A 24,449-nucleotide genomic window follows, 5' to 3' on the forward strand; every position below is an offset into this window, starting at 1 on the left:
TCCAGGGTTGCGCAGAATTCGAACTGGCCCATTCTCGCTCAGGTCTCTGCGCGCGGCACGCCACCGCCCGGGTCGCATATCGGGCGAGAGCTCGAGGTGAGCGACTATCGCGCTCGGCCGATGACCCGCCACCACCGCGGCCGGGTCATCACCTGGCGCCAGCTCAGGCCGAACCCGTCCGCCGCAGTCACCGTTAGCCAGGGTCGGCGTAGATGGAAGCTAGACCTTCGTAACTCTGCTGAACGGACGTGGGACCTCTTCGGTGCCGCCGAAGAGGTCCCACAGAGGATGCGCTGGTCACGGCACCGCGAGTGGGACCGGCGTCTCGGCCATCGGGACCAGCTACTGGTCCGGCACGGCCGAAGTGCGCGACCGGACATCGATGTACAGCAGACCAGTCACCATGACGATCAGTGACCCGTGACCGGGGAGCACGAGCAATGCCGGGAGCAGCGAGCCCTGACCACTTCGGTGTCCACTGGGAGGTCACGCCGCACCGCTCGATTTCCATCACCGCAGGTCAAAGCCCATCGTCTCTGTCCGGCATCGGTGAGCACTTCGGGCGCGGGGACCTCTTCGCCAACCTGCACCCAATCTGCTCCCAGTTGCAAGCCAGGCCAACCAATGGCTCCTTACCGCCTTGACCTGCGCACACTCCCCTGCCAGGCGACATAGAGCGTTGTCGACTACATCGCAGAACCGCATGGAACCGTGGACGGTGCCGGAGGGCCCGGCTGGCCTGGTCCAGCGGCGGGGTCGACGAGCTGGTCACCACGCTGTGCGGGACGGAATATCCGCACGCGGTCGATACTAGCGCCAATAGGTTTGTTGTGGAAACCTGTTGGCATGACTTCCAACGCGGTTCCTGCCGACGGCGATCCCCGCCGGCTCCTGGCTGAGGCGCGCGGCCTAGCGCGCCGAGTACGTCTGACCCAGCGCGTGACGTGGCTGCCGCTGCTGGTGCTGGCCGTCGTGACCTTCGGCGCGATTCCCGTTTCCGGCTGGGGCCCCACGTTCACCAGCGACTGCCGTGCGGTGGACGGAGGTCAGGTGTGCAAAGTCTGGGAACCAGCCCCGCAGCTCTACTGGCTGGCGGCGCTGCTCCTGGCGTACGTGGTGATCGCCCGCGGGTACCTGCGCGTCGCCCGGGCCCGCGGAGTGGACGCCCGGGTGCGACCGTACGTGCTCACCGGTGTCGCGCTCACGGTCGTGCTGTTCGCCGCCCTTGCAGCCGGCACCGGGGCGTGGATCGTCCCCGACCCGCAGCTCCTCGACCCGTCCACCTCCGTCCAGGTCCTGTTCCGGCTGCTCACTCCGACCGGCGGGATCGGGCTCGCCCTGCTGGTGCTGGCCTGGCTGGAACGGCACCCCGCGCTGCTGCTTTTCACCCTCGGGTACCTGACGGTGGTGCTCGTGCCGATCACCTTCGGCTGGGCAGTCCACTGGGGCGGCCGTTGGCAGTTCGCGCCCATGCTGGTCATCACCGGCGGCCTGCTGTTGCTGGGCAGCGCCGGCTTCGCGCTCGCCCAGCGGCTGCGGCGAGCCCGATGACCGACCCCGACGACAGCCCCGCGCCGGACGAGACCGCACCCGCGCATCCGGTCACAGACCTTGACGACGTGGTGCACCAGCGGGTCCGGCTCGGCATCCTCACCATCGCGCACGAGGCCCACCGGGTCGAGTTCGGCTTCCTGCGCACCCAGCTCGAACTGACCGCCGGCAACCTCTCCAAGCACCTGAGCGTGCTGGAGACGGCCGGCCTGATCGGGGTCGAGAAGGGCTACGAGGGTCGGCGCGGCCGCACCTGGATCACGCTGACCCCCGCCGGCAGCGCCGCGCTCGCCGCGGAGGTCACGCGTCTGAAGGTGCTCATCGCACGAGTCGAGAACACCGACATCCCGGAGGATCGATGACCACCGCACTGAACCGCCGACACCTGCTCGCAGCCGCGCTCGTCACCGGGGTCGCCGTGCCGCTCGGTGGCGCCGGCCGCGGGTGGGCTGCCCCGGTGAAGGCCGCGTCCGGCCCGCCCCGGCTCACACTGCCCCCGCCCACCGGGCCGCACCCCGTGGGCACCGTGGCGCTGCACCTTGTGGACAGATCACGCCCGGATCCCGTCGCCGGCCCGGGGCGCTACCGCGAACTGATGGCCAGCGTCTGGTACCCCGCCACGCGGGACGCTCGGCACCATCCGCGGACGCCGTGGATGCCCGCCGCGCCGACGCGCGCGCTGCTCGCGGCCAGCGACTTCGACGCCGACATCGCGGCGGCGCCCCTCACGGCCGGCCACGAGGGAGCTCCGGCATTGCGGACACCTGGCCAGCTGCCCGTGATCGTGTTCTCCCACGGCAACAACGGTCACCGATCCGAGACCACCATCGTGGTCCAGGAACTCGCCAGCCACGGCTACGCCGTGGTAACGGTGGATCACACGTACGACGCGTACGGCGAGTTTCCCGACGGCCGGCTCACCGTCCCCGCCGATATGCCGTTCGCACCATGGGACTCCGCCCACGACGTCCGGTTCGTCCTCGACCGCGTCGAGGACCTCGCCGCCGGCCGCAACCCAGACGCCGACTGCCGTGCGCTGCCGGCCGGCCTGGGCGCGGCACTCGACCTGCGTCGCATCGGCATGTTCGGCTGGTCGAAAGGCGCCACCGCGACCGCGCTCGTCATGACCACCGATCGGCGCGTGCGGGCCGGGCTGAGTTTCGACGGCCCGATGGAATCGGCCCCACCGGCCACCGACCTGGACCGACCGTTCATGCTGATGACCGCGGAGTACACCCGGGCCCCCGAGTCGAGTGTCGCCGAGTTCTGGTCACACCTGCGCGGATGGCGGCTCAATGTGCACGCCGAGGGCGCGGCCCACGGGTCCTACTGCGACCTCCAGTGGCTGATCCCGCAACTGGCGACGATCACCGGAATGCCCGACGAGGCCCTCGCCGGCTGGATCGGCACCCTCGACCCGACCCGGGCGGTGCGGATCCAGCAGGCGTACCCACTCGCGTTCTTCGACCTGCACCTACGCCACCAGCCGCAGCGCCTGCTCAGCGGCCCGAACCCTGCCTTCCCGGAGGTGCGGTTTATCGCCTGACCCACGCCAATCTGGTACCCGGGTGGAGAGCGGGCGCTTGGGGAGTGACGGTGAACCGGCGTTGACGGCGGGCAACGCTATTCCGGCGATTCCGATATCCGGCGTTGCCAGTAGACATCACCCCGGGCGATCCGTGCAGCGACCCTGGGCCACCTCGCTTCAGGACCGCGTTGAATCTCCGGCGCTGCCTCAGATCGGCATGATCTTGCGAGCGTGTCCTTGACGCATCCATTGAGGAACATCGGTCGCGCCTACCGGGGCCTTGACGCTAATCGGTGAAGAGCAGCTGGCGCTCAACGTTCCACGCGGAACTGAAACTCGGGCGTTGCCGCTGGTCGCCGCCACCACTCCGTCCATAAGGGTCACTATGTTGCAGCTTCGCCGCCGGTGACGCGGACAGTCCCTCGGGCACCTGCGGTACTGGAGGCGTGGTAGTTCAATTCCGTGGGGCGACACGACCCATTGCCCCACCGTCGATGACGCTCAGCGCGACGCTGAGACTCACGCAAGTTTAGCTGCATTGGTGATCCCCGGCGCCGCCGCGGAGGTCACCGTGCAAAAGGGCCCGATCAGGTGCCTGGGAGCAGCGTTCCAGAAACGCCCGACCAACGCAGTTGGGCCTCCCGGCCCGCACGGGCGGGCGGGCACAAACCGCAACGGGAGCAGCAGCCGGCGGCCGGATCTCAGGCGCGAATGGTCAGTGAAGGACCTGCGGGCTGACCTGCGGTAGCAGGGAGTGACCCGCGTTGACCCGACGTACCGCCCCGACTGACGACCACACGCAGATCACACCGGGCGGGTCAGCTGGCGACCTCAAGATCGTCGCCGGCCGGATCGGCTGGACGCTCAGCCGGCCGAGCCCGCGCTCGACCTACTCGACAACGGCAGCGTGGCTCAGCTGCCTCGGATCCATGCGGCGACGTCGACGTCACGTGGATGTACGGGTTCGGAGAAGACGACGCTGGTGGTGGTGTCGCCCAGTTCCATGAGGCGCTCGATGACCTGCTCCAGGTGCTCCGCGTCCCGCACGGAGATGGCCAGCTCATAGCAGTTGTGCCCGGTGACATGCACGCAGGAGAGCACGTGCCCCACGGCGAGCAGCTGCTCACGCGCACCTTGGGCGTTGCGGACGGAACGGTGCCGGGGACGCAGGGACACATGGGCGCGTAGGCCCAGCCCGAGCCGGGCAAGGTCGAGGTGGACCCCGTAGCCCTTGATGACGCCGGAGTCCTCGAGCCGCCGCATCCGCTCCGCGACCGCCGGGCGGCTCAGCGACACACGGCGGCCAAGCTCGGCGACGCTGATCCGGCCGTCGCGGCTGAGCTCGCGGATGATCGCGACATCCGCAGCATCCCAAGATGACGATTCGTCGGTCGTCACGAAGAGTCAACTCCTTATCGACGGTCAGCACCCCCCGATCCCGATCGAAATGGCATAGGCGAAGGGTCTGCTGCTGCCTACTGTTATCGACCATGAAGGCGACGGTGCTGTACGAGGCTGGCCGGGTGGACGCAATCGACGTCCCCGACCCGATCATCGAGCAGCGTGGCGACGCCGTGGTGAGGGTGTCCCTGGCCGCCGTGTGCGGTTCCGATCTTTGGCCCTACCGGGGCCAGGAGTCGTTCACGCCCGGCGATCGCATGGGACACGAGTGGGTTGGGTCGTCGAGGAGGTCGGCGCGGATGTCGCTCGTGTCAGGCCGGGCGACCTCGTCCTGGCCCCGTTCGCCTTCGCGGACGGAACCGACTCGGAAGGCCACCGACCAGGCTCTAGCTCAGGTGCCGGGCGACGGGTCGTACGGCACGGCGCGGCTACCAGTGGATGCTGGCAGGGACCACCGCCAGGCGCACCGGCACCTGCCTCAGGCCGAGCCGGAAGAACCACCGGGAATACCTCTCCCCAATGCTCGACAAGTCCCAGCGTCAGCCCCGCCCCGACCACGGCGAAGGTGGCCAGTGCACCGCCACGCCACCGACCGCCGGTCTCCAACAGATACCGCATCGCCACGTCACTGATACCGAGGGGAACACCGGCCATCCAGGCGTCCCGGGTAGCTGCGAACAACAACGGCACGGCGACTGCGACGCCTGTCGCCCAACGACCCACCGTGGCCGCGCGCGGAAAGACAATCCGGAATCTGCCGGCGCAGTCGGCGTGCTGGTCGCGTACCACGCCAGGCTCAGCAACAGCCCGACGCCCGGAAGCTCGGGGCAGCATCGCTATATGCTCGGCCGTGATCGGACAGTGCATCTCTTCGATGCGGTACGTCATGCGGGCGCCTCGGCGGCAGACGGAGGTGGGCATGGGCGGCAGACGGCTTCGACGCGGGGTCGCCGAGCACGCGGAGCGGGCTGGGATCGGACGGGTCGTCCGGCTGCACCGGCAACACCGGAACGGGGATTCGATCGTCGGCTGGCTGATCCTCGCGTCGTTTCCGGCGGTGATCGCGGTAGGCGCGCTCCTTCTCGTCGGCTCGCCGCACTGGCGGCCGGTGGTGGTTGGCTACGCCGCCCTCTGCTGGGGGGCTGCCGCCTGGCGGCACTGGGGTCCGATTGCGGGTCCCGACGGGCGGCGCTGGTTCGTGGTCGCCGAGCGTGGTCTGCTCATCTGGTCGGCGGAGTCGAACGCGGTGGTGTGGACCATTCGATGGGGGGCACTCCGCGCTCAGAGCGGCGCACTTGCCTGGCATGAAGACGGGCAAGTGCACGAACTGGTCGTGCCGGCCGTGTCTCGACGGAAAGCGTTGCTCCGTTCGATCGACAACCGGACCCTTGGTCCATCGTGGTCTGCAAGTCGACTCGCCAGTATGGCGTCCGCCGGGTTGGTGACGGTGCTCGTCGCCCAGTTCGCGGCCGTGCCGCTAGCGCTCGACATCATCCGCGGCGAGCGACCTGGTGACTTCCACGACCTGTTCCGGATTTGCGATGGCGGCCGGGCCTTCAGCGGCGCACCGTCCTATCGGGGACCAGGCCCGCACCCAGTGGCCGTGCGCCTTTGGACCTCGCACGACCTTCAGGTCCAGGCCGACCGGCTGGCACCGGACGTCGTGCAGCTCATCGCCTGCCCGAACCAGATCGGCCGCTCGTCGGAGCCGCTCCGCTCCTGCGCCTGGGAGGACGGGTCCACCGAGATGGAATACCAGGGCCACTACCGGGTCGATGTCCACGAGGTGAGCACTGGTCGTAATGTGACGTCGTTCGAGATTGCCGGGAGCAGCGATGTCCGCCCAGTCCTGGCCTGCTCGCCCTACCACTACGACCTCGACGACCGACCCGATCATAGCGAGCCGGTAACCTATCCCACCGAGGCAGCCTTGGCGACTCGACTGTCGCCACTTGTCGATGGCGAGGCCCTCGGCTAATACTCCAGCCGTACCTGATGAATTCGGAGTTCCGGCGGCTCAGAGGGCATCTGTTGACGGGATCGAGCTCGGTTTTGTCGATGGGCGCGGATGTCTTCGTGGAGTGGGCATGCGGTGGGCGCCTGGACCACCTCGGCAGTAGCCCTCGCTGACGAGGACGGCACTCAAGTCCGCACCTGCGTGCCCTGCTGAGTAGGGCAGAGGCTGTGCCGCGGATGGCCGGGCCGGCGTACCGGTACCCGGCCATCCGCGTTCTGACCACTGGCGAAACTACCGGTCCAGCGGCTCGATCCAGATGTTGCGGTACTGGACCGGATTGCCGTGGTCCTGCAGTCGGATCGCACCCGTCGCCGGGCCCTCGGGCCGGCTGCCGCCAGTCGGGCCGAGGATCTCGACGTCGTCGTGCACCTTGACGCCGTTCCACACCACGGTGACGCGAGGGTTGGCGACCTTCTGCCCGGATGCGTCGTAGCGGGCCTGCCGATAGACGATGTCGTACGTCTGCCAGGTCTGCGGCGGCAGCGCCGCGTTCACGTCGGGGGCCCTCTGGGTGTAGATGGCCGCGGCGTCGTTCTTCTGCGGCAAGTCGATGCCAAAGGAGTCCAGCACCTGGATCTCGTAGCGGTCCTGCAGGTACACCCCACTGTTGGCGCGCGCCTGGCCGGTCACGTCCGGCGGATACAGCGGCAGGTTGAACTCCACGTGCAGCCGGAAGTCACCGAATGCCTCCACCGTGCGCAGGTCCCCGTTACGCACCGTCATGGCGCCGTCGGCGACGGACCACGAGGGTTCGCGCCCGTCGGTGTGCTGCCACTCGGTGAGCTCGCCGCCGTTGAACAGCGTGATGCGTTTGCCGTGTGGCCGGACGGCGAGCACGTCCAGGTTCAGGTGCCCGGAGTCCGCTGCCTCCTTGCGGTACTCGACCACGTTGCGACCCTTGTTCAAGCGCGCGGTGGTGGTGACGGTGCCCCACTCCTCCCAGGTCACGGTGGAGGGGAAGACCGTCTGCTCGACCCGTTCACCGTTGACGTAGAGGCTCAGCTGCTTCTCGCCGGAGTACGGATTCGGACCGTTGCTGTAGCGCATCGCCAGGTCGTATGTCCCGGCCTCGCGGACATCGGCAGAGATCCTGGTCGACGAGCCGTCCTGGGCGAACCCGGCGGCGAAGCCGGCACCGGAGTAGGCGGCGTGGTCGGTCGCCATGCCGACGCCGGCCGTACGGCCCTCCTCGGCCTCGAAGAAGGTCTGCGGCTGCGCCACCCGGCCCGGAATCTCGTTGAGCGTGTACCAGGCCTCAGTGTTCCACAGCTCCTCGCCGTCGGCGGACGAGAACGGACGCGGGGAGCGCACGTGCACCACGCGGTTCTCCTTCAGGCCCGGGATCTTGAGCTTGACGGTGCGGCCGTCGGTCGACAGCTCGGCCTTGGCCACCTTGAGCGTCTCCAGCTCGAGCTTCGGACCGCCGTACTGGCTCGTCGCGCCGTAGCGCCACTGCGTCACCTGGTACGCGTCGGCGAGTTCCTGCGCGGTCTCGGCCGACAGCGGCTCGGTGTACTCCAGCTCGAACCCGACACGCGACGCGCGCATCTGTTTGACCTCGAAGACCGAGGTGCCGTTGGGCGTGAGCTTCTGCAGGCCGTAGGAGAGCTTGCCCTCCTGGCCCCAGTTGCCGCCGGCGCCCAGGCCACCGGTGTAGAGCGCGCCGTCGGGGCCGAGGGTGACCTCGTTGACGCCGGCCTCCAGGCCCTGCGTGTGCCGGAACACCGCGCCCTGGTACTGCCCCTCGATCTTCTCGAGGAACACGCGCTGCAGGCCGCCGTAGGTCACGTCGCCGACGACCAGTTGCCCCGCGTACGGCCCCTGCTTCAGCAGCACCGGAGTCGACGGCGAGTTGCCGATCTCGTTCTGCGGGATCCAGACGATGGGACGCGTCACGGCCTTGTCGTCGAACGGACCCGCGGGCGTCGTGTAGTGGTTGTAGAACGCCCCCTGCTGGATCTGGACCAGCTTGGACGCGGGCAGCCAGCCGCCCTGGTTGTCGGTGACGAGGACCTCCCCGCGGGGGCCCCACCCGATCCCGTTGGGAGTGCGCAGCCCTCCTGCGACATAGGTGATCTCGCCGGTCTTGGCGTCCACCTTGATCGAGGTTCCGCGGTTCGGCGCCGGCTGGGGCACGGTGGTGGCGCCGCCCAGATCGATGGCGACCGAGAGGTTGAGGTAGAAGTACCCGTCCCGGTAGAGCAGGCCGAACGCGAACTCATGGAAGTTGCCGCCCCATGGCCAGGTGGCGACCGTGCGGCGGTCGTCTGCGAGGCCGTCGCCGTCGGTGTCGCGCAGGGCCGTCAGCTCGTGCTTCTGGCTGACGTAGACGGTGCCGTCGACGACCGCGACGCCTTGGGGCTCGCGCAGCCCCTCCGCGAACTTACGGTAGGCCACCTGCTCGGGGCTGGTCTGTCCGGTGACGCCCTCGACAACGTAGATCTCGCCAGTCGCGTTGTCGGTGCCGCCCCAGGTGGACATCATCAGGTCGCCGTCGGGCCGGAACGCCATACCGGTGACCTGCGGCTGAAGCCCTTCGGGGCGCAGGTCGGTGAGGGTGTAGCCCGGGTGCACCCGGTCGAGCGGCAGGCCGTCGCCGGCCGAGTCGGTGGCCCCCTCGCAGTACTTCCATCCCGGGGCGGTGACGCGTACGACGTCGGCGTCGGTGCTCAACGCGGAGTTCGGTACCAGCTCGAAGCTGGTCGCACCCGGGCGGCGCCATTCGAGCCGCAGGACCTGGCCGCCGCCGTTGTCGAAGAACTCGATGCGTAATGGGTGCAGGCCGGCGCTGAGGGTGGTCGACCCTTCCTTGGAGGTTTCGCCGTGCAGCCCGTCGTGGTCGACGACACGCTGATCGCCGATCGTCAGCCGTGACCCGTCGTCGCTGGTGAGCCGGAAGGTGTACTCGCCGTCGACGGGCGCGGCGAGGTTGGCGATGACGTGGCTGATGAACCGGTCGGAGAGGCCGAACTCGTCGGTGGTGGTCCAGCTGACCTGCGGCATGAGCTTGTCGACGTTCGGTGTCTGTGCCGGCTTGAGGTCGCACAGCGCCGACAGCGGAGCTCCCATGTCGTACGAGCGCAGGGTGACGCCGGGTTCCTGCGGCGGGACATCGGCGGTGATGGGTGCGGCCCCGGCTGGGGTGATGGGGACCGCAGCGAGCAGGGCCGCGACAGAGGCACCTGCGGCCACGAGACTGACGCGACGGCGACGGCGCCATCGGTTCGGTGCGGGCATGGTTCCTCCCGGTGGGTGGGTCCTGGCCGAGGTAGGAGGCGCTTTCTCCTCCCTGGACGGGCCAGTACGGTCTCGGAACACAAAAGATAGATCGCAGACGCTATCACTTTGGATCGATCAAGCTGAACTTTTAGATTTTTGGATAAAAGTCGCCCCTGTTGGCCCATGACCTTGGTGGCATCTGGGGCAGCGCGAGCGGGGCATGTGGCGGCGTCGCGGAGCGGAGGCAAAGGCAGCGCGAGACCGACGAAACGCCGCTACCACGGTGGCGCGGTGACTACCGACCGGCGCGGGGCGCCGACGAAGGACGCCTCACCGGCTGGCGGTCGGCACCTTGTCGTAGGTATCCCTCAGGGCCCGGCGACGGAGATCGGAGTGCCGAGTCGGCCCTCGTTCCCGCTGCGATCCAGCCCGGACACGCAATAGGAGAGGGGACGGTCGGTCGGGGCGGTGCGATCGATCCAGCCGGTTCCTCGGGCGGTGCCGACGAGCCGGGCCTCGTCGCCGTCCACCCGGTAGACCGCGTAGCTGGTGGCGCCGTCGCCGCGCCAGGCCAGCGCCACCCCGCCGGCGTCCGCACGCCGGGCGTCGGTGAGCGTGGGTGCGGCGGGCGGCGCCGCCGGGAGCTGCGCCATCGTGGGCACCAGCGCCGGGCTGGCGTAGTGCACGCGGCTGTAGCGACTGACCGCCCCGAGCTTGTCGGCGCGGACCTGCTTGGCACTGAAGTGCACGCTTCCGTGCACGCCGTTTCGGCGGTTGAGGGCCAACTGCCGGTCCAGTTCGGCCGGGTCGCGCCAGGCGCCGCGCTCACCCACCCGGTAGTCGGCCTGACCGATGTAGAGCTGCACCCTGGTGCCCCGCACGGTGTCGACCCACCACGGCAACAGCTTGGCGTAGTCGGCCTTGGCGAACCCGACGTGCCAGTAGAGCTGTGGCACGACGTAGTCCAGCCACTGTTTCCGCACCCACAGCCGCGTGTCGGCGTAGATGTCGTCGTAGCTCTGCAGGCCGGCGGTCGCGGAGCCGGCGGGATCCGTGCGCTCGTTGCGCCAGATGCCGAACGGGCTGATGCCGAACCTCACCCACGGTTTGATCGCCTTGATCCGGTCGCTCATCTCCCGGACCAGCGTGTTCACGTTGTCCCGGCGCCAGGCGTGCTTGTCCGCGAAGCGCCGGCCGTACCGGGCGAACGTCGCGTCGTCCGGGAAGTCCTGCCCGGCCTCCGGGTAGGGGTAGAAGAAATCGTCGAAGTGCACCCCGTCGACGTCGTACCCCTGGACCGCCTCCAGCATCGAGTCCTCGACGAACGTGCGCGCCTCCGGGATGCCCGGATTGAAGTAGAGGCGGCTGCCGGGCCGGTCGGCGCTGGGGTAGGTCACCACCCAGTCGCGGTGGTGCCGTAACGGGTGGGCCGGCGCGAGCTGGTCCAGCCTCGGTCCGGGGCCGCCCACCGTGGCCGGTTGGCCGCCCCGGTAGGGGTTGAACCAGGCGTGGAACTCCAGGTTGCGGGCGTGCGCCTCGGCGACCATGAACTCCATCGGGTCCCAACCCGGGTCGCGGCCGTCGCGGTGCCCGGTCAGCCACTCCGACCACGGTGCGTAGCTGGACGGCCAGAGCGCGTCCCCGCTGGGCCGTACGTGCACGAAGACCGCGTTGTGGTTGTGCCGCACGGCCAGGTCCAGCCAGCCCCGGAACTCCGCCCGCACCGTCTCGGCCGGCAGCCCGCGCCGGCTCGGCCAGTCGATGTTGTTCACCGTCGTGATCCACATGCCCCGCAGCTCGCGGGGCGCCCGGGCTGGCCGGCCGGCGCAGCTGGGCGGACCGCCCGCCGGGCCGGCGTCGGTGGCCGCGCCGAACGCGGCGACGTCCCCGGTCTTCGGTGCGCCGCCGTCGCCGACAACCCGGTGCCGCAGCGACCATCCGCCCACCCCAAGCGCCACAGCGAGCACGACGACCACCGCGACGAGAGCCTGGGTACGACGACGGTGGGTGGTGGGAGCGGACGGCTCGGCGGCGGGCATTGTCACAGTCTGCCGAGTGTGGCTCACCGGGTGAACCAGGCGGCCCGTTACTTAACGGTCAGCTAAGGCCCGCGCGACGCCAGCTCGCTCCCCCGTTTCGCCCCGTCCGGGCAGTGTCACGCGGGCACCAGGTTTCAGCGGCTGGTGGAAAGCGGTCGCCGAGGGTGATGGTGACGGCGTTCCACGTATCTCGGTGAGCAGGCCAGCGTGATCGGTCCGGTCGCTTATGGCGATAAGCCGGGCGGCCACTGTCGTCGCCTGCTGGTGTGGAACGGGTGTCCGGTCCGGCTCCGCAGGATCTTCACCTTGTCCAGCCGGAGGGTGGAGCGATGACTGAGAAGACCTCGGCGTGCCGGTGACGACAGCTCGGATCCGCGGTTCGGCAGCTCACACCCGGTCATTTGCGCGTCCGCCCGACGCCTGCGTCGGGAGACCGGGCGTCGCCGGCGCTTGCGCCGCCGAAGCGGCCGTACCGACTGAGAACGCCCGCGACGTCAACCACCGCTGAGAGGGACTGGGCCGGATGGGCTTTGTTCGGGTTGGTGGCCACCGTGCGCTCACCGCGGCGATGATCACCGCGCAACTGGCCGGCCTCACCCGGCTCGACATTCCGTTGGTGCTCGGGGCCCTCGTCACCGACAATCCCGATCGGGCCCGGGTCGTCGGGTTCTTCATCCACCTCTGCGTCGGTCAGGGTTTCGCCCTCGGTTACGCGGCCGCGTTCGCCTTGCTGAACCGCGCCACCTGGTGGATCGGGGCGCTGCTCGGACTGCTGCACGTCGGGATCGCGCTGACGGTGATTCTGCCGCTGCTTCCCGGTGTCCACCCGTGCATGGCCTCGCAGCGGGCGGGGCCGGCCAGCACGGCCGTGTTGGAGCCGTCCGGCACTCCTCGCCATTACCTCCTAGCCGGCCTCGTGTGCTGCGGCATCTGCGGCCGGATCATGGACTCCCCCTGGGTCCACGGCCGACCCGGCTACCGCTGCCGCCACGGACACACGAGCACCCGCACCAGGACCTCCGCCCAACCGAAGATCCTCTACATCCGGGAAGACCACCTGCTCGACCGCATCCGACACGACCGCGGGCTACACCGTCGCCATCCCGCACTGCGCAGCTCCGGCCCGGAAAAGCTGGTCGCCTACTTACGCACCAACCACATGATCATGGTGTGTGACCACCACGCGTGGACCATCGAAGCCGAGACCGCGATCTACCCGCTCAAGCCGGCGGGGAGCTTCCTCGCCACGACAGCAAAAATCCCCGCCCAACGGGACGGGGATCGCTCGAAACGCGAAGAAGAACCACGCTTCGTGGGGAAATAATGTGTCCGAGGGGGGACTTGAACCCCCACACCCTATACGGGTACTAGCACCTCAAGCTAGCGCGTCTGCCATTCCGCCACCCGGACCTACACGTTCAGCCTACCTCGCCGACCAGATGATCTTTCCACCAGTCGTCGGCACAGCGGGCCGCACGGGGAGTTACTGTACACGCCACTCGTGGATCATGCACATCGCCTTCCGGCGCCTCTCCCCCGGCGCTTCCACCGCTGCTCAGGCCGCCTCAAAACGGCCACACCGACACACAGTCGGAGCGTGTCCGGGTAGCGTCCGGCGGCCCTATGACGGCAGCATTGCCACGTGTCCCGTCCCTCCCCCCTGGCAGCCGCCCAGCACCGAGCCCTCGCCCTGCGCGCCGCGGGCGACCTCAGCGCCGCCCGGCAACTGCTCGCGGAGGCCGTCGAATCCGCTCCCCCGCCCTACGGTGACGACCATCCCGAGGTGCTGCACACCGCGCATGTGCTGGCACGGCTGCACCGGGAGGGGGACGACCCGCTCGCCGCCCGCCGGTTGCTGGAGGAGGCCTTCGCGGCGGGCGAGCGGCGCTGGGAGCACTCCGACCCGCTGATGCTCGCCCTCGCCTTCGAACTCGCCGAGGTAGCGGAGGAGCTCGGCAACCGGCACGAGGCCCGCCGCAACTACACCCGCGTCGCCACCGCAGGGCCCGCCGCGCTCGGGGAGAACCACCCAGCGGTACGCGCAGCCCGCGACTACCTGGGCCCACCCCCGTCGGCGCCGAGCGAGCAGCACCCCGCGGCGACGTCCGGTCCGGCCCCGGGCGCCCCGATGACCGAGTCGGGTGCCCGGTCGGCGCTGTCCGGCCCGACCCTGTCGCTGGCGACTCTCGCCGCGATGCGGCCCTCCGCCGGTGGCACGCCGCCGGCCGTCTCACCCTGGGCGCCACCGCAACCGCCGGCCGCGCCCCCACCAACCCCTTCAGCGGTACGCGCACCCGCGTCGCCCAGCAACGCCACTGCGGCACCGTTTACCGCCCCTCGAGCGGCGCCCGTTCAGCCGACAGCTTCCTCGGTCGCGCCGGCGCAGCCCGGCCCGCCGACGGCCGCACCCAGACCTGCGATGCCACCGCGTCAACGTGCCGACGAGCAACCGTCCGGACCGTCCCGGCCAACGGGCGGCCCGATGCCCCGGCCGAGGGCTGAAGACCCGCCGACGACGCCGGCCGGGCAGCGGTCACCGCACCGACCGCCATCCGGGCCGGCCGTGGCACCACGTCAGCGGGTGGGTGACCAGGCGACACCGCCAGTGGTCGACGTGCCACCCCCGCCGTCGACCCCGACCGCCCCGACGTCGACCGTCCCGCCGGCGACACCGGCGACGCCGGCACCTCGCTGGGACGACCCCACGATCCGGGTACGGCAGATCGAGCCACTGCTCGCCGAGGAAGCGGCCCGGGCCGCCGCCCGGTCAACCGCGCCAAGCGAATCGCACAATGTGTCCGGCGCCGAGGCGACGTCATCGGGCAGGCCCTTCCCTGCCGTTGACCACCCGGGGCCGGCGTACCCGGTGAGCGGACCACCGGCCCAGCCCATCAGCGCACCGCCGGTGAACCCCCATCCGGTCTCCGCGCCCCCCAGCCAGCCGTACCCGGTCTCGGGACCACCGGCGCAGCCGTACCCGGTCTCCGCACCACCCGGCTACGGCCCACCCGTCTCCGCACCACCCGAGTACGGGCGACCCGTGTCCGGGCCACCCGGCTACGCCCAACCGGTGTCCGCACCACCTGGGCACAGCTACCCGGTGTCCTCGCCGCCCGGCTATGGCCAACCCGTGTCCGGGCCGCCCGGCTACGGCCAACCGGTGTCCGCACCACCTGGGCACACCTACCCGGTGTCCGCGCCGCCCGGTTTCGGGCCGCCTGTCTCCGGGCCGCCCTATGGACCACCCGTCTCCGCGCCTCCGGTAAGCGCACCACCCGTGCCACCGTGGGGGTTGACCGCACCGCCCTGGAGCAGCAGCGCCCCACCGCAGCCCCTACCGACTCCAGGTGCAGACTCCGCCGCCCAGACCACGACGCCTACGCAGACCACGGCGGCTGCGCAGGCTGTCAACGCCGGGCAGAGCACGGCCGCTGGGCAGAGCACGGCCGCTGGGCAGACCAGGATGGACGCGGGTCGCACCGGTGCGGACGGTGACTCCGGGCTGGGCATCCTCGACGCCCCGGTGGTGCCGACTCAGCGGGCCCGTAGCGCGCTGTCCGACGAGACCGTGGTGTTGCCGTCCGTTCCGGCGCAAGGCGGCCCGGTTGGGGTCGAGGCCAGTCTGGGCTGGCCCGCCACCGCCCAGCCCACCCCGACGGCCGCCCAGACGAACTCCACCGCCGCGCAGACGCACCCCACGGCCGCCCCGGCACACCCGAGCATCGCTCAGGCAAGCCCCATCGCCGCGCAGCCGAGCCCCGTCGCGCAGCCTGCCTGGTCACCGGCCGTCAGCGCCGACCCGGCGCTGGCGCCGCCGGCCGCACCGCCGCCGGCTCAGCAGTACCACCATCAGCCGTACCCGACTCAGGACCAGCACCAGGCGCCGTACCCGGGCCAGCAGTACCACCCGGCGCCGGAGGCGTACCGGTCGGCGTACGCCGATGAGGGTGGCTCGACGGGCCGCAACCGGGCGGTGCTGATCGGCGCGGTCGTGGCGGCCGGGGTGGCCGTCGCGGCGGTGGCGGGCCTGGGTGCGGTGGTGCTGACCCGCGACGACCCGCCGCCGACCGGGACCGCGCCGACGGCCGCAGCTCCGCCGACGGCGGTCGGGCCGGCGCCGGGCGACCTGAAGCTGCGCGACGATTCGGCCACGATCACGTTGACCTGGACGGACCCGAGCGGCGGCGCGGTGCCGTTCATGGTCGCCGCGGGCAGGGCCGGGCAGGCCCTGGGCGTGATCGCCACCGTGGACCCGGGCCGGACCAGCTACACGGTCAACGGGTTGAACTCCCGAGTGGATCACTGTTTCACCGTGTTGGCGGTCTACTCCACTGACAGCTTTGCGACTTCGGGGCAGGTCTGCACCGCGCGGGAGCGCAAAGCCACGTCGAGTGGGGAGCCGTCGGGCCGACCGTCGCCGCGCTGAGTCGAGCCGAAACCGCGCTGAGTGGAGCGGAATCCGGGCGGAGCTGGACGTCCACAACGCACACGCTCGGTATCCACAGGGGTGACGGTGCGGGTTCCCCCGCCACCACCAGCGCCATATGATGGCACCCGGCTCAGGGGAGGGGTCGCCGCGAGGCGCGCCACCTGCCACGACTCAGGGGAGGCAGCCGGCTGTGGCCAGCATCGACGACGCCGTACAGACCGAGGCCCCCCGCTCCCGGTCCCGGCTGCGCGGCGGGCTGGTAACCGTCGGCACGGTGGCCGCGCTGCTGGCCGCCATGGGGCTGACCGCCCTCGGGTTGGGCGCGGCGGACAACGCGGTGGCCAACTACGACGCGAGTTCCTGGCTGTGGAGCGCGGCGCGCAGCGAGCTGGCCCGGGTCAACGGGGTCACCGCCCGGGTGGACACCCGCACCGAGATCCCCGGCGCCCGGCAGCATCCGATGCAGATCACCCAGACCGACCGGCTGCTGATCCTGCGTGACCTGCAGACCGGGCAGGTCAGCTCCCTGGACCTGGCGACCCTTCAGCTCAGCGCGACCACTCGGACCACCCCTGGCCTGGGCGTGAGTGTCGCTTTGCACGAGGACGCGGCGTTCGTCGTCGACGCCGTGCAGGGCATCGTCCGGCAGCTCGACCCGCGGTCGCTCACCCCGGTGGGCGAGCCGGTGCGCTATCCGCCGGGCATCACCGGCGGCACATTCGACGGCAAGGGTCGACTCTGGATCGCCGTGCCCAGCGAGGGCACCGTCTCGGCGATCACCGCAGCAAAGCTGCCGTCCGCGCCGGCGTCGGCCGCGCCCGCAGGCGCCGGGCTCAGCCCGCAGCGGGTCGAGTCGTACGACGTCGCCGACGCCAGCCACGAGCTGGTCGTCTCCACCCTGGACGACGGGGTGGCGGTGCTCGACCGGACGGCCGGGAAGCTGGTGCGGGTGCAGCACGGTGAGGTGCACCCGACGCCGCTGACGCTGTCCGGCCCGGCGGCGCTGCCCGCCCGCACCAGCGGCCCCCGGGTGCCAATCACGGTGACCGCCGACCGGCGGGTGCTGCTGGTGGGTGACGGTGGGCAGGAGAGCGGGTTCACAGTGCCGGGTGAGGGGGATCGGCTCAGCCCGGCGGTGGCCTGGGCGAACCGGTTCTACTGCGCCGACGAGGCCACCGGCACCATCTACTCCTTCGACGCGGCGGGTCAGCTGGTCGAGACCATCCGCGGGCGAGCCAACGGACCGCTGGAGCTGGAGGTCCGGGAGAACCACCTGTTCATCAACTCCCCCGACTCGGCGACCGCCCGGGTGGTGGACGACAAGCACCAGGTGCGCGAGGTCAACAAGTACGCCAACGACGTGCTCGGCGGCGACCCGCCGCCGGTACCCCCACCGCCGCCACCGCCGAAGAAGCCGCGGGTGGGCAAGCCGAGCGCGCCGCGCAGCGTCACCGCCGCCGCCGGCAACGCCCAGGCGCGGGTTAGTTGGCGCCCGGCCGCCGCCAACGGCGCCGAGATCATCAAGTACGTGGTGGCGGGCGCCGGGCAGCGCCTGGAGGTGGGCGCGAACCAGCGTGCGGTGGAGGTCAAGGGTCTGACCAACGGGGAGACGTACCGGTTCGCGGTGCACGCCGTCAACGCCATGGGCGACGGCCCGCCGCGCAACAGCAACCCGGTGACGCCGACCGCGGCAGTGCCCGACCCGCCGGCGAGCGTCACCGCACAGGAGCGGCCGGACGGCACTGTCCTCGTGAAGTGGCCGGCGGCGAACGGGCAGGGCAACACCATCGCGAGGTACGCGGTGACGGCCAGTTCAGCGGGGACGAACGCGCCGGCCGGCGAGTCGACAAAGACGGAGCTGGTGGTGCCCGCCGGTGAGTTGGAGTTCGGCACCCAGTACGCGTTCACAGTGGTGGCGGTCAACAGCAAGGGTGCCGGGTCGGCGGCGTCCCCGGTCAGCAACACTGTGGTGCCGTTCGCGGCGCCCGGTCGGCCGCTCGACCTGCGCGCCGGGACGGTCGCCAACCAGCCGGGCGCGGTGACGGTGCAGTGGGCGCCGGCCGAGGCCAACGGTCGGCCGGTGACGAAGTACCTGGTGGACGTCGGTGGGCGGGTCAGCGAGGTGACCGACACCCGTACGACCGTCACCGGGCTGGGCAACGGCCAGAACGTCACGGTGAAGGTGAAGGCGGTCAACGAGGCGGGGCCGGGCCCGGAGGCCACCGCCACCGCCCGCACTGTGGCCGAGCCACGGGTCACGGTGACCGGCTCGTCGTCGACGGCCACCGGGGCGACGGTGACGTTCACTGTGGATGCCGGTGGCGGTCAGGCCACCTGCACGCTGACCACGACGGGCGAGCCGGCGAAGGCCGGGGCGTGTTCCAGCATCACGATGACGGGCCTGACGCCGGGCACCAACTACACGTTCACGGTGACGGCGAGCAACGCCGCCGGTAAGGGCACCGCGAAGAAGGCGCAGGTAACCCAGCCGCTGTTCGGGGTCGCGACCTGCAACAACGGGCCCGACGGCGACCAGCGGACCTACTGCAACAAGGAAGTCGACGGCCGCAACGGCAACGAGGTCTTCAAGGTCACCCGGCAGGACAACGACCAGCAGGCCGGCTGGGCGAAGCCCGGCACCCGGCTGAAGGCGTACTGCAAGAAGTCGGGCGAGAACGTCGACTCGTGGATCTACAACAACCAGAAGCAGAGCAACTGGTGGGTGCAGGTCGAGTTCAGCGGGAAGAACTACATCCCGTGGGCCTGGCTCAACCTGGAGGGCGGCGACACCATCCACGTCCTGCCCACCTGCTGAAACACCAGGCGAGGAGCACCACCGACCGTGAACACCCACGAGCCGCTCACCCAGCCGGAGGTGCAGGGCTTCGCCGCCCTGGCCGCCCGGCTGGCCGAGAACGTCAACGCGGTGGTGCTCGGCAAGCCGCAGGTGGTGCGGCTGGCGCTGACCGCGCTCTTCGCGCAGGGTCACGTGCTGCTGGAGGACGTGCCCGGGGTCGGTAAGACGACCCTGGCGCGGGCCATCGCCGCCACGGTGAAGGGTGAGTGGCGGCGCATCCAGTTCACGCCCGACCTGCTCCCCTCGGACGTGTCCGGTGTGACGATCTTCAATCAGGCGACCCGGGACTTCGAGTTCCATCCGGGGCCGGTCTTCGCCAACATCGTCATCGCCGACGAGATCAACCGGGCGTCGCCGAAGACCCAGTCGGCGCTGCTGGAGGTGATGGAGGAGCGGACGGTCACCGTGGACGGGGTCCGGCACCCGGTGCCGTCGCCGTTCCTGGTGGTCGCCACGCAGAACCCGGTGGAGATGGACGGCACCTACCGGCTGCCCGAGGCGCAGTTGGACCGTTTCCTGGTGAAGCTGTCCGTCGGGTACCCGGACGAGGCCGTCGAGGTCGAGGTGCTGCGCGGCGCGACAGTGCGGTCCCCCGAGGCGCTCGCCCCGGTCACCGACACCGCCACCGTCGGCGAGATGGTTCGGATGGCCCGCCGGGTGCACATCGCCGAGCCGCTCTACGCGTACGCGGTCCGGTTGGCAGCGGCCACCCGCACCCACCCGCAGGTACGCGTCGGGGTCAGCCCCCGGGGCGTGATCGCGTTGACCCGCGCGGCGTGCTCGTACGCGCTGATCGATGGGCGGGGCTGGATCATGCCGGAGGATCTGAAGGCGCTCGTCGAGGCGGTGTTCGCGCACCGGCTGCTGCTCACCCCGGACGCCCAGGTGCGCGGGATGACCCCCGCGGAGGTGCTGCGCCAGGCCGTCGCCTCGGTGCCGGTGCCGCTGCCGTCGGGGCAACCCGCTCCGGTGCAGGGCTGACCGGCAGCAGCGCGATGGGGATCACCGCCCGTGGGGTCGGGCTGCTCGTCGCCGCCGTGGTGCTGCTGGGGGTGGGTTTCCGGTTCGCGTACCCCGAGTTGACGTTGCTCGGCGCGGCGGCCGGCGCGGCCGTCGGCTACGCCGCGCTGGTCGCGGCCTGGCGGCCCCGGCTGACGGTGACCCGCCGCGCGGACCCGGACCGGGTGGCGCGCGGCGAGCCGGCGAGCATGACGTTGACAGTGCGCAACACCGGGCGGCTGCGCTCGGCGAACCTGCTGGCCGAGGACCGGTGCGGGGAGCGGACAGTGCCGGTGCCGGTGCTGCGCCTGCGACCCGGTCGGGACACCGAGGTCCGCTACGACGTGCCGACCGACCGGCGTGGGGTGGTGCCGGTCGGTCCGCTGCGGGTGACCCGGCGCGACCCGCTGGGGTTGGTGGCGCTGGCCCGCCCGTACGGTGCGGCGGTGCCGGTCTGGGTGCACCCCCGCATCCACCCGCTGACGGCGGTGCCCCGAGGCGCGGGGCGCAGCCTCGACGGCCGGGTGGACGGGGTCCCGCACGGGTCGATCACGTTCGACTCGCTGCGCGAGTACGTGGTCGGCGACGAGCTGCGCCGGGTGCACTGGCGGACCAGCGCCCGGGTGGGTGAGCTGATGGTGCGGGAGAACGTGGACACCAGCCTGCCGCACCTGGTCGTCCTGCTGGACAACCGCACCGCCGCGCACCCGCAGCGGGTCGGCGGGGTGGCGGAGTCGTTCGAGTCGGCCTGTGAGGCGGCGGCGTCGATCGTCACCGCCGCGCACCGCGCCGACCTGCCGGTGCTGTTGCTGTTGGTCGCCGCGAAGCCGGCGCAGGTCACGACGCCCGACGGCGAGGCCGACGGCCCTCTCGGGCCGCTGGACCGGCTCGCCGCCGCCGACCTGTCCGCCGACGGCGACGCGGTGCGGGCGGCCACCACCCGGCTGCGGCAGGACCGGCTCGGCGACACGCTGATCTTCCTGACCGGGCCGGGCGGCCGGGACGAGCTGGGGCACGTCGGGGCGCTGCGCGGCGCGTACCCGTCGGTGGTGGTCGGGGTGTTCGGCGCGGCCGAACCGACGCCGCCGGGCACCGCCGGCCTGGTGGTCGTCGACGCGGCGGACGGCGCGCAGTTCGCCGCCGAGTGGGACGGGGTACGCCGGTGGTGACGGGCGCCCTGCGGGTGCTGCGGGCGGCGATCCTGCCGCTGGCGCTGATCGGGCTGACGGCGCTCGCCGGGGTGGTGCTCGGCCGGGTGTACGCCGGTAACCTGCTGACCTGGCTGGTCGTCGGCGCGGCGGCGGGTTCGGTGCTGGTCAGCGTGGCCGCCCGGCGGCTGCCCTCCTGGCTGGTGGCGCCGGTGTCGGTGGCCGCGATGGCCGGCTGGACACTGTGGTCGCTACGGCTGGCCGCGACCCGCGCGGAGTTGCCGGGCGGCCTGCTGGAGGTCACCGCGGACGCCGCCCGCAACGGCATCCCCCGGCTGCTCACCGCGATGATCCCGGTGGAACCCACCCCGGACACGGTGCTGGTGCCGGTCGTCGCCGCCTGGCTGGCCGGGCTGACCGGCGCGGAGGTGGCGCTGCGCACCGGCCGGGTGCTGCTGGGTTACCTGCCGGCGGCGGGGCTCTATGCCGCCGCCCTCTACGTGGTCGGCCCAAACGCCGAACCGGCAGTGGGATCGACAGTGGTGTTCGTCGCGGTCGCGGCCCTCGGCCTGGCCACCCCCACCCGGACCGCGCCGGGCGGCGGCGATCCGACCGCCGAGCTGGCCCCCCGGGTACGCGCGGCGGTGCGACTGCGGTTGGCCGCCAGCGCGGCGCTCGGAGTGGCCCTGGTGGTCGGGCTGGTCGCGTTGCTCGGCCCGGTCGTCGCGGAGCAGGTCGACGGCCGCCCGGTGGACCCCCGCCGCTACGTGGAGCCGCCGCAGGTGCAGACGCTCGACGAGAACCCGTTGATCCGAATCTCCGGCTGGGCGCTGCACCCGGAGCAGAAGCTCCTCGACGTGAGCACGCAGCGCCCCGACACGCCGCCCGCCGACTCACCGCCAGAGGCCGACCCGGCGGCGGACACCGCGCGCAGTGTGCGGATCCGGTTGGCGGTGCTCAGCGACTACGACGGGGTGACCTGGCGCGTCGGCGCGACGTACCGCAACGCCGGTCGGATCCTGCCGGCCGCGACCGCGGCCCGGGACAGCACTGTGCAGACGGTCCGGCAGCAGATCAGCGTGGCCGAGTTGAGCGGCCGGCTGCTGCCCGCCGTGGCGACGCCCCGGGAGGTCAGTGGGGCGCGGGTGGCGTACGACCCGGCGAGTGGAACGCTGATCCGGCCGGAAGGGCTGACGCCGGGGCTGCGGTACACGGTGACCTCCGCCGAGGAACGCCCGGACTCGAACCTGTTGGCCAGCGCGAACGTGCCCGCCGGCGATGAGGTGGCCCGGGTGCTGCGGGTCGCGGACGGGGTGCCCGACCCGATGCGCCGGTTGGCCACCCAGCTCGCGGAGGAGAACGGCGCGCCGTTCGCGCGGGCGTCGGCGATCGAGCAGTTCCTGGCCGAGCACTACCGGGTGGTGGCGGACGCCCCGAGCGGGCACGCGTACCCGAATCTGGGCTTCTTCCTGTTCGGGCCCCGCAACGGCGGCGGGCAGGAGGGCACCTCGGAGCAGTTCGCGGCGGCCTTCGCGGTCCTCGGCCGGCTCTCCGGGCTACCGACACGGGTGGTGGTGGGCTTCCGGACCAGCGGGCAGGGCCCAGTGCTGGCCGGTGACGCGTACGCCTGGCCGGAGGTGCTCTTCGACGGGCTGGGTTGGGTGGCGTTCGACCCGCTGCCCCGCCCCAACGACGAACCGCGACCGGTGGAGGAGGACTTCCGCCCGACGCCGGAGGACCCGCCCCCCTCGGAGGCACCGGCACCGACCGCGGAGCCGAGCGCCTCACCGGAGCCGGCAGCCGCGCCCGACGCCCCGACCGGCCCGGACGGGATCTCCACACCGGTACTGGTCGCCGGCGGCAGCGGCGGTCTACTGCTGGTGGTGGGGGCACTCCTGCTCACCCTGTTGGCGATGCGCCGTTCCCTCACCCGCAGCCGGCTCGTAGGGGGCGACCCCGGCCAGCGCATCGCCGGCGCCTGGCGGGAGGTCACCGACGCGCTCCGGCTGGCCGGCAGACCGGTCGGGGACGACCTGGCCGCCACCGAGGTGGCCGGGCACGCCCGCCAGACCCTCGCCGACGCCCGAGCGGGCACGGCCGGCGACGACCCGACCGCCGACCCGGACGCCGTCGCGCCCGCCAGCGGCACGGCGGCGACGGACGCGTCCAGCCCGGCTGTCGACGAGTTGGCGGCCCTGCTCAATCAGGTGGGCTTCGCCCCCGGTGCCGCGACGCCCGACCAGGCGGCTCGCGCAGCCGAGGTGGCCACCGCCTACGTGGCCACCCTGCGCTCCGCGCGCCCCTGGTGGCGCCGCCTGCTCTGGTCCGTGCACCCGTCTCCCCTGCGCCGCGCCCGCCGATGAGCGGGAGCACCGAAGCAACACCGGCGACAGGCGCCTCCTCCCCTGCGCAGGGGATGCGCTCCCGGCGTTGGGGGATGGCCCGGCTCCCCGTCCTGTGAACTACTCAAAGGCCAACTGTCGACCACTGTGGAGCGCTGATGAACCCGCACTATGACGGCTTTCTCGCCGACCACTACACGTGGATGTTCGGTGCGCCCTACCCAGCTCTCGTCGAGGAACAGCTCGATGCTCTGCGTCAAGCCGGCGTCGCGGAACCGAACGGCACCGGCCTCGCGGTCGACCTCGGCTGCGGCTCCGGCTTCCAGTCGGTCGCACTGGCCAAAATGGGTTATCCGAGCGTCCTAGCGGTCGACAGCAGCGCCAAGCTCCTCGCCGAACTGAAGCTGCACACCAGTGACCATCCGGCGATCCGCGCCGTCCACGACGACCTGAGCCAGGTCGCGGCAGCCCTTCCCGCCGGCACAGCCGAGCTGGCGGTCTGCATGGGAGACACGCTCACCCACCTGCCAGACCGTCGGGCCGTCACCCAGCTCTTCGTCGACCTGTACGCCGCCTTGGCACCGGACGGTCGCCTCGTCCTCAGCTTCCGCGACCTCACCACGAGCCTCACCGGGACGAGCCGGTTCATCCCGGTGCACGCCGACGCCGACTCGATCCTGACCTGCTTCCTTGAATACGAGCCCGACGTCGTCACCGTCCACGACCTGCTCCATCAACGGACCGGTCAACGGGACTGGACACTGTCCGCCAGTTCCTACCGCAAGCTGCGCATCGAGCCGCAATGGGTAGCCGACCAACTCACCGAAGCGGGCTTCCGCGACGTGCGCCAGGCGCCCGCACCCCGCCGGATGACCCTGGTGACCGCCACACGCCAGCAGCCATGACCGGCCAGCCCGAC

Annotated in this window: 14 protein-coding genes and 1 tRNA gene; 11 read left to right on the top strand and 4 right to left on the bottom strand. The window is 71.3% G+C overall.

Annotation, left to right across the window (positions count from 1 at the left end):
* Positions 1-846: 846 nt before the first annotated feature.
* Genes ACQRWP_RS17285 through ACQRWP_RS17295 form a run of 3 tightly spaced genes read left to right on the top strand, consistent with a single transcriptional unit; the run spans position 847 to position 3,097 of the window.
* The gene (locus ACQRWP_RS17285) at positions 847-1,551 is read left to right on the top strand and encodes a hypothetical protein (RefSeq protein ID WP_430496076.1); all 705 of its coding nucleotides are present in this window, start codon (positions 847-849) and stop codon (positions 1,549-1,551) included.
* The gene (locus ACQRWP_RS17290; RefSeq protein WP_430496078.1) at positions 1,548-1,913 is read left to right on the top strand and encodes a transcriptional regulator; all 366 of its coding nucleotides are present in this window, start codon (positions 1,548-1,550) and stop codon (positions 1,911-1,913) included. Before ACQRWP_RS17285 ends, ACQRWP_RS17290 begins: the two co-directional genes overlap by 4 nt.
* Positions 1,910-3,097, top strand: a complete 1,188-nt coding sequence (locus ACQRWP_RS17295; protein WP_430496080.1) for an alpha/beta hydrolase family protein — start codon at positions 1,910-1,912, stop codon at positions 3,095-3,097. Before ACQRWP_RS17290 ends, ACQRWP_RS17295 begins: the two co-directional genes overlap by 4 nt.
* Positions 3,098-3,991: 894 nt before the next feature.
* Here the strand turns inward: ACQRWP_RS17295 and ACQRWP_RS17300 are convergent.
* A complete protein-coding gene (locus ACQRWP_RS17300; RefSeq protein WP_430496081.1) occupies positions 3,992-4,477 on the bottom strand; it encodes an Lrp/AsnC family transcriptional regulator in 486 nt (161 codons plus the stop codon).
* Between the two features lie 922 nt (positions 4,478-5,399).
* Here ACQRWP_RS17300 and ACQRWP_RS17305 point away from each other — a divergent pair.
* On the top strand, positions 5,400-6,458 hold the full coding sequence (locus ACQRWP_RS17305) for a hypothetical protein (RefSeq protein WP_430496083.1): 1,059 nt from the start codon (positions 5,400-5,402) through the stop codon (positions 6,456-6,458).
* 270 nt (positions 6,459-6,728) lie between these two features.
* On the opposite strand, the gene ACQRWP_RS17310 is transcribed toward ACQRWP_RS17305, so the two are convergent.
* Together ACQRWP_RS17310 and ACQRWP_RS17315 are read right to left on the bottom strand one after the other, a co-directional pair.
* Positions 6,729-9,689, bottom strand: coding sequence for a family 16 glycoside hydrolase (locus ACQRWP_RS17310; protein ID WP_430496084.1), 2,961 nt, complete (start codon positions 9,687-9,689; stop codon positions 6,729-6,731).
* A gap of 395 nt (positions 9,690-10,084) precedes the next feature.
* Complete coding sequence (locus ACQRWP_RS17315) at positions 10,085-11,755, bottom strand: glycoside hydrolase family 10 protein (protein WP_430496086.1); 1,671 nt, start codon at positions 11,753-11,755, stop codon at positions 10,085-10,087.
* Positions 11,756-12,278: 523 nt separating this feature from the next.
* On the opposite strand from ACQRWP_RS17315, the gene ACQRWP_RS17320 reads away from it, so the two are divergent.
* On the top strand, positions 12,279-13,079 hold the full coding sequence (locus ACQRWP_RS17320; protein WP_430496088.1) for a zinc ribbon domain-containing protein: 801 nt from the start codon (positions 12,279-12,281) through the stop codon (positions 13,077-13,079).
* Positions 13,080-13,081: 2 nt separating this feature from the next.
* On the opposite strand, the gene ACQRWP_RS17325 is transcribed toward ACQRWP_RS17320, so the two are convergent.
* Positions 13,082-13,165: transfer RNA gene (locus tag ACQRWP_RS17325), tRNA-Leu, on the bottom strand.
* Between the two features lie 232 nt (positions 13,166-13,397).
* On the opposite strand from ACQRWP_RS17325, the gene ACQRWP_RS17330 reads away from it, so the two are divergent.
* The 6 genes from ACQRWP_RS17330 (at position 13,398) to ACQRWP_RS17355 (ending at position 24,435) form a co-directional block, all read left to right on the top strand.
* Entirely contained in the window at positions 13,398-16,181 is a 2,784-nt protein-coding gene (locus ACQRWP_RS17330; RefSeq protein ID WP_430496090.1) for a tetratricopeptide repeat protein, read from the top strand.
* A gap of 193 nt (positions 16,182-16,374) precedes the next feature.
* Positions 16,375-18,999, top strand: a complete 2,625-nt coding sequence (locus ACQRWP_RS17335; RefSeq protein ID WP_430496092.1) for a fibronectin type III domain-containing protein — start codon at positions 16,375-16,377, stop codon at positions 18,997-18,999.
* 27 nt (positions 19,000-19,026) lie between these two features.
* Complete coding sequence (locus tag ACQRWP_RS17340; RefSeq protein ID WP_124815999.1) at positions 19,027-20,022, top strand: AAA family ATPase; 996 nt, start codon at positions 19,027-19,029, stop codon at positions 20,020-20,022.
* A 14-nt stretch (positions 20,023-20,036) separates the two neighbouring features.
* Positions 20,037-21,209: a DUF58 domain-containing protein gene (locus ACQRWP_RS17345; RefSeq protein ID WP_430496093.1), complete on the top strand. Its 1,173-nt coding sequence runs from the start codon at positions 20,037-20,039 to the stop codon at positions 21,207-21,209.
* Positions 21,203-23,551, top strand: a complete 2,349-nt coding sequence (locus tag ACQRWP_RS17350) for a DUF3488 and transglutaminase-like domain-containing protein (RefSeq protein WP_430496094.1) — start codon at positions 21,203-21,205, stop codon at positions 23,549-23,551. The genes ACQRWP_RS17345 and ACQRWP_RS17350 overlap by 7 nt, the downstream gene beginning before the upstream one ends.
* Before the next feature lie 137 nt (positions 23,552-23,688).
* Positions 23,689-24,435: a methyltransferase domain-containing protein gene (locus ACQRWP_RS17355; RefSeq protein ID WP_430496096.1), complete on the top strand. Its 747-nt coding sequence runs from the start codon at positions 23,689-23,691 to the stop codon at positions 24,433-24,435.
* Positions 24,436-24,449: the final 14 nt, after the last annotated feature.

It is taken from the genome of Micromonospora trifolii (assembly GCF_050516465.1).
In the GTDB taxonomy this organism is placed as follows: Bacteria; Actinomycetota; Actinomycetes; order Mycobacteriales; family Micromonosporaceae; genus Micromonospora; species Micromonospora trifolii.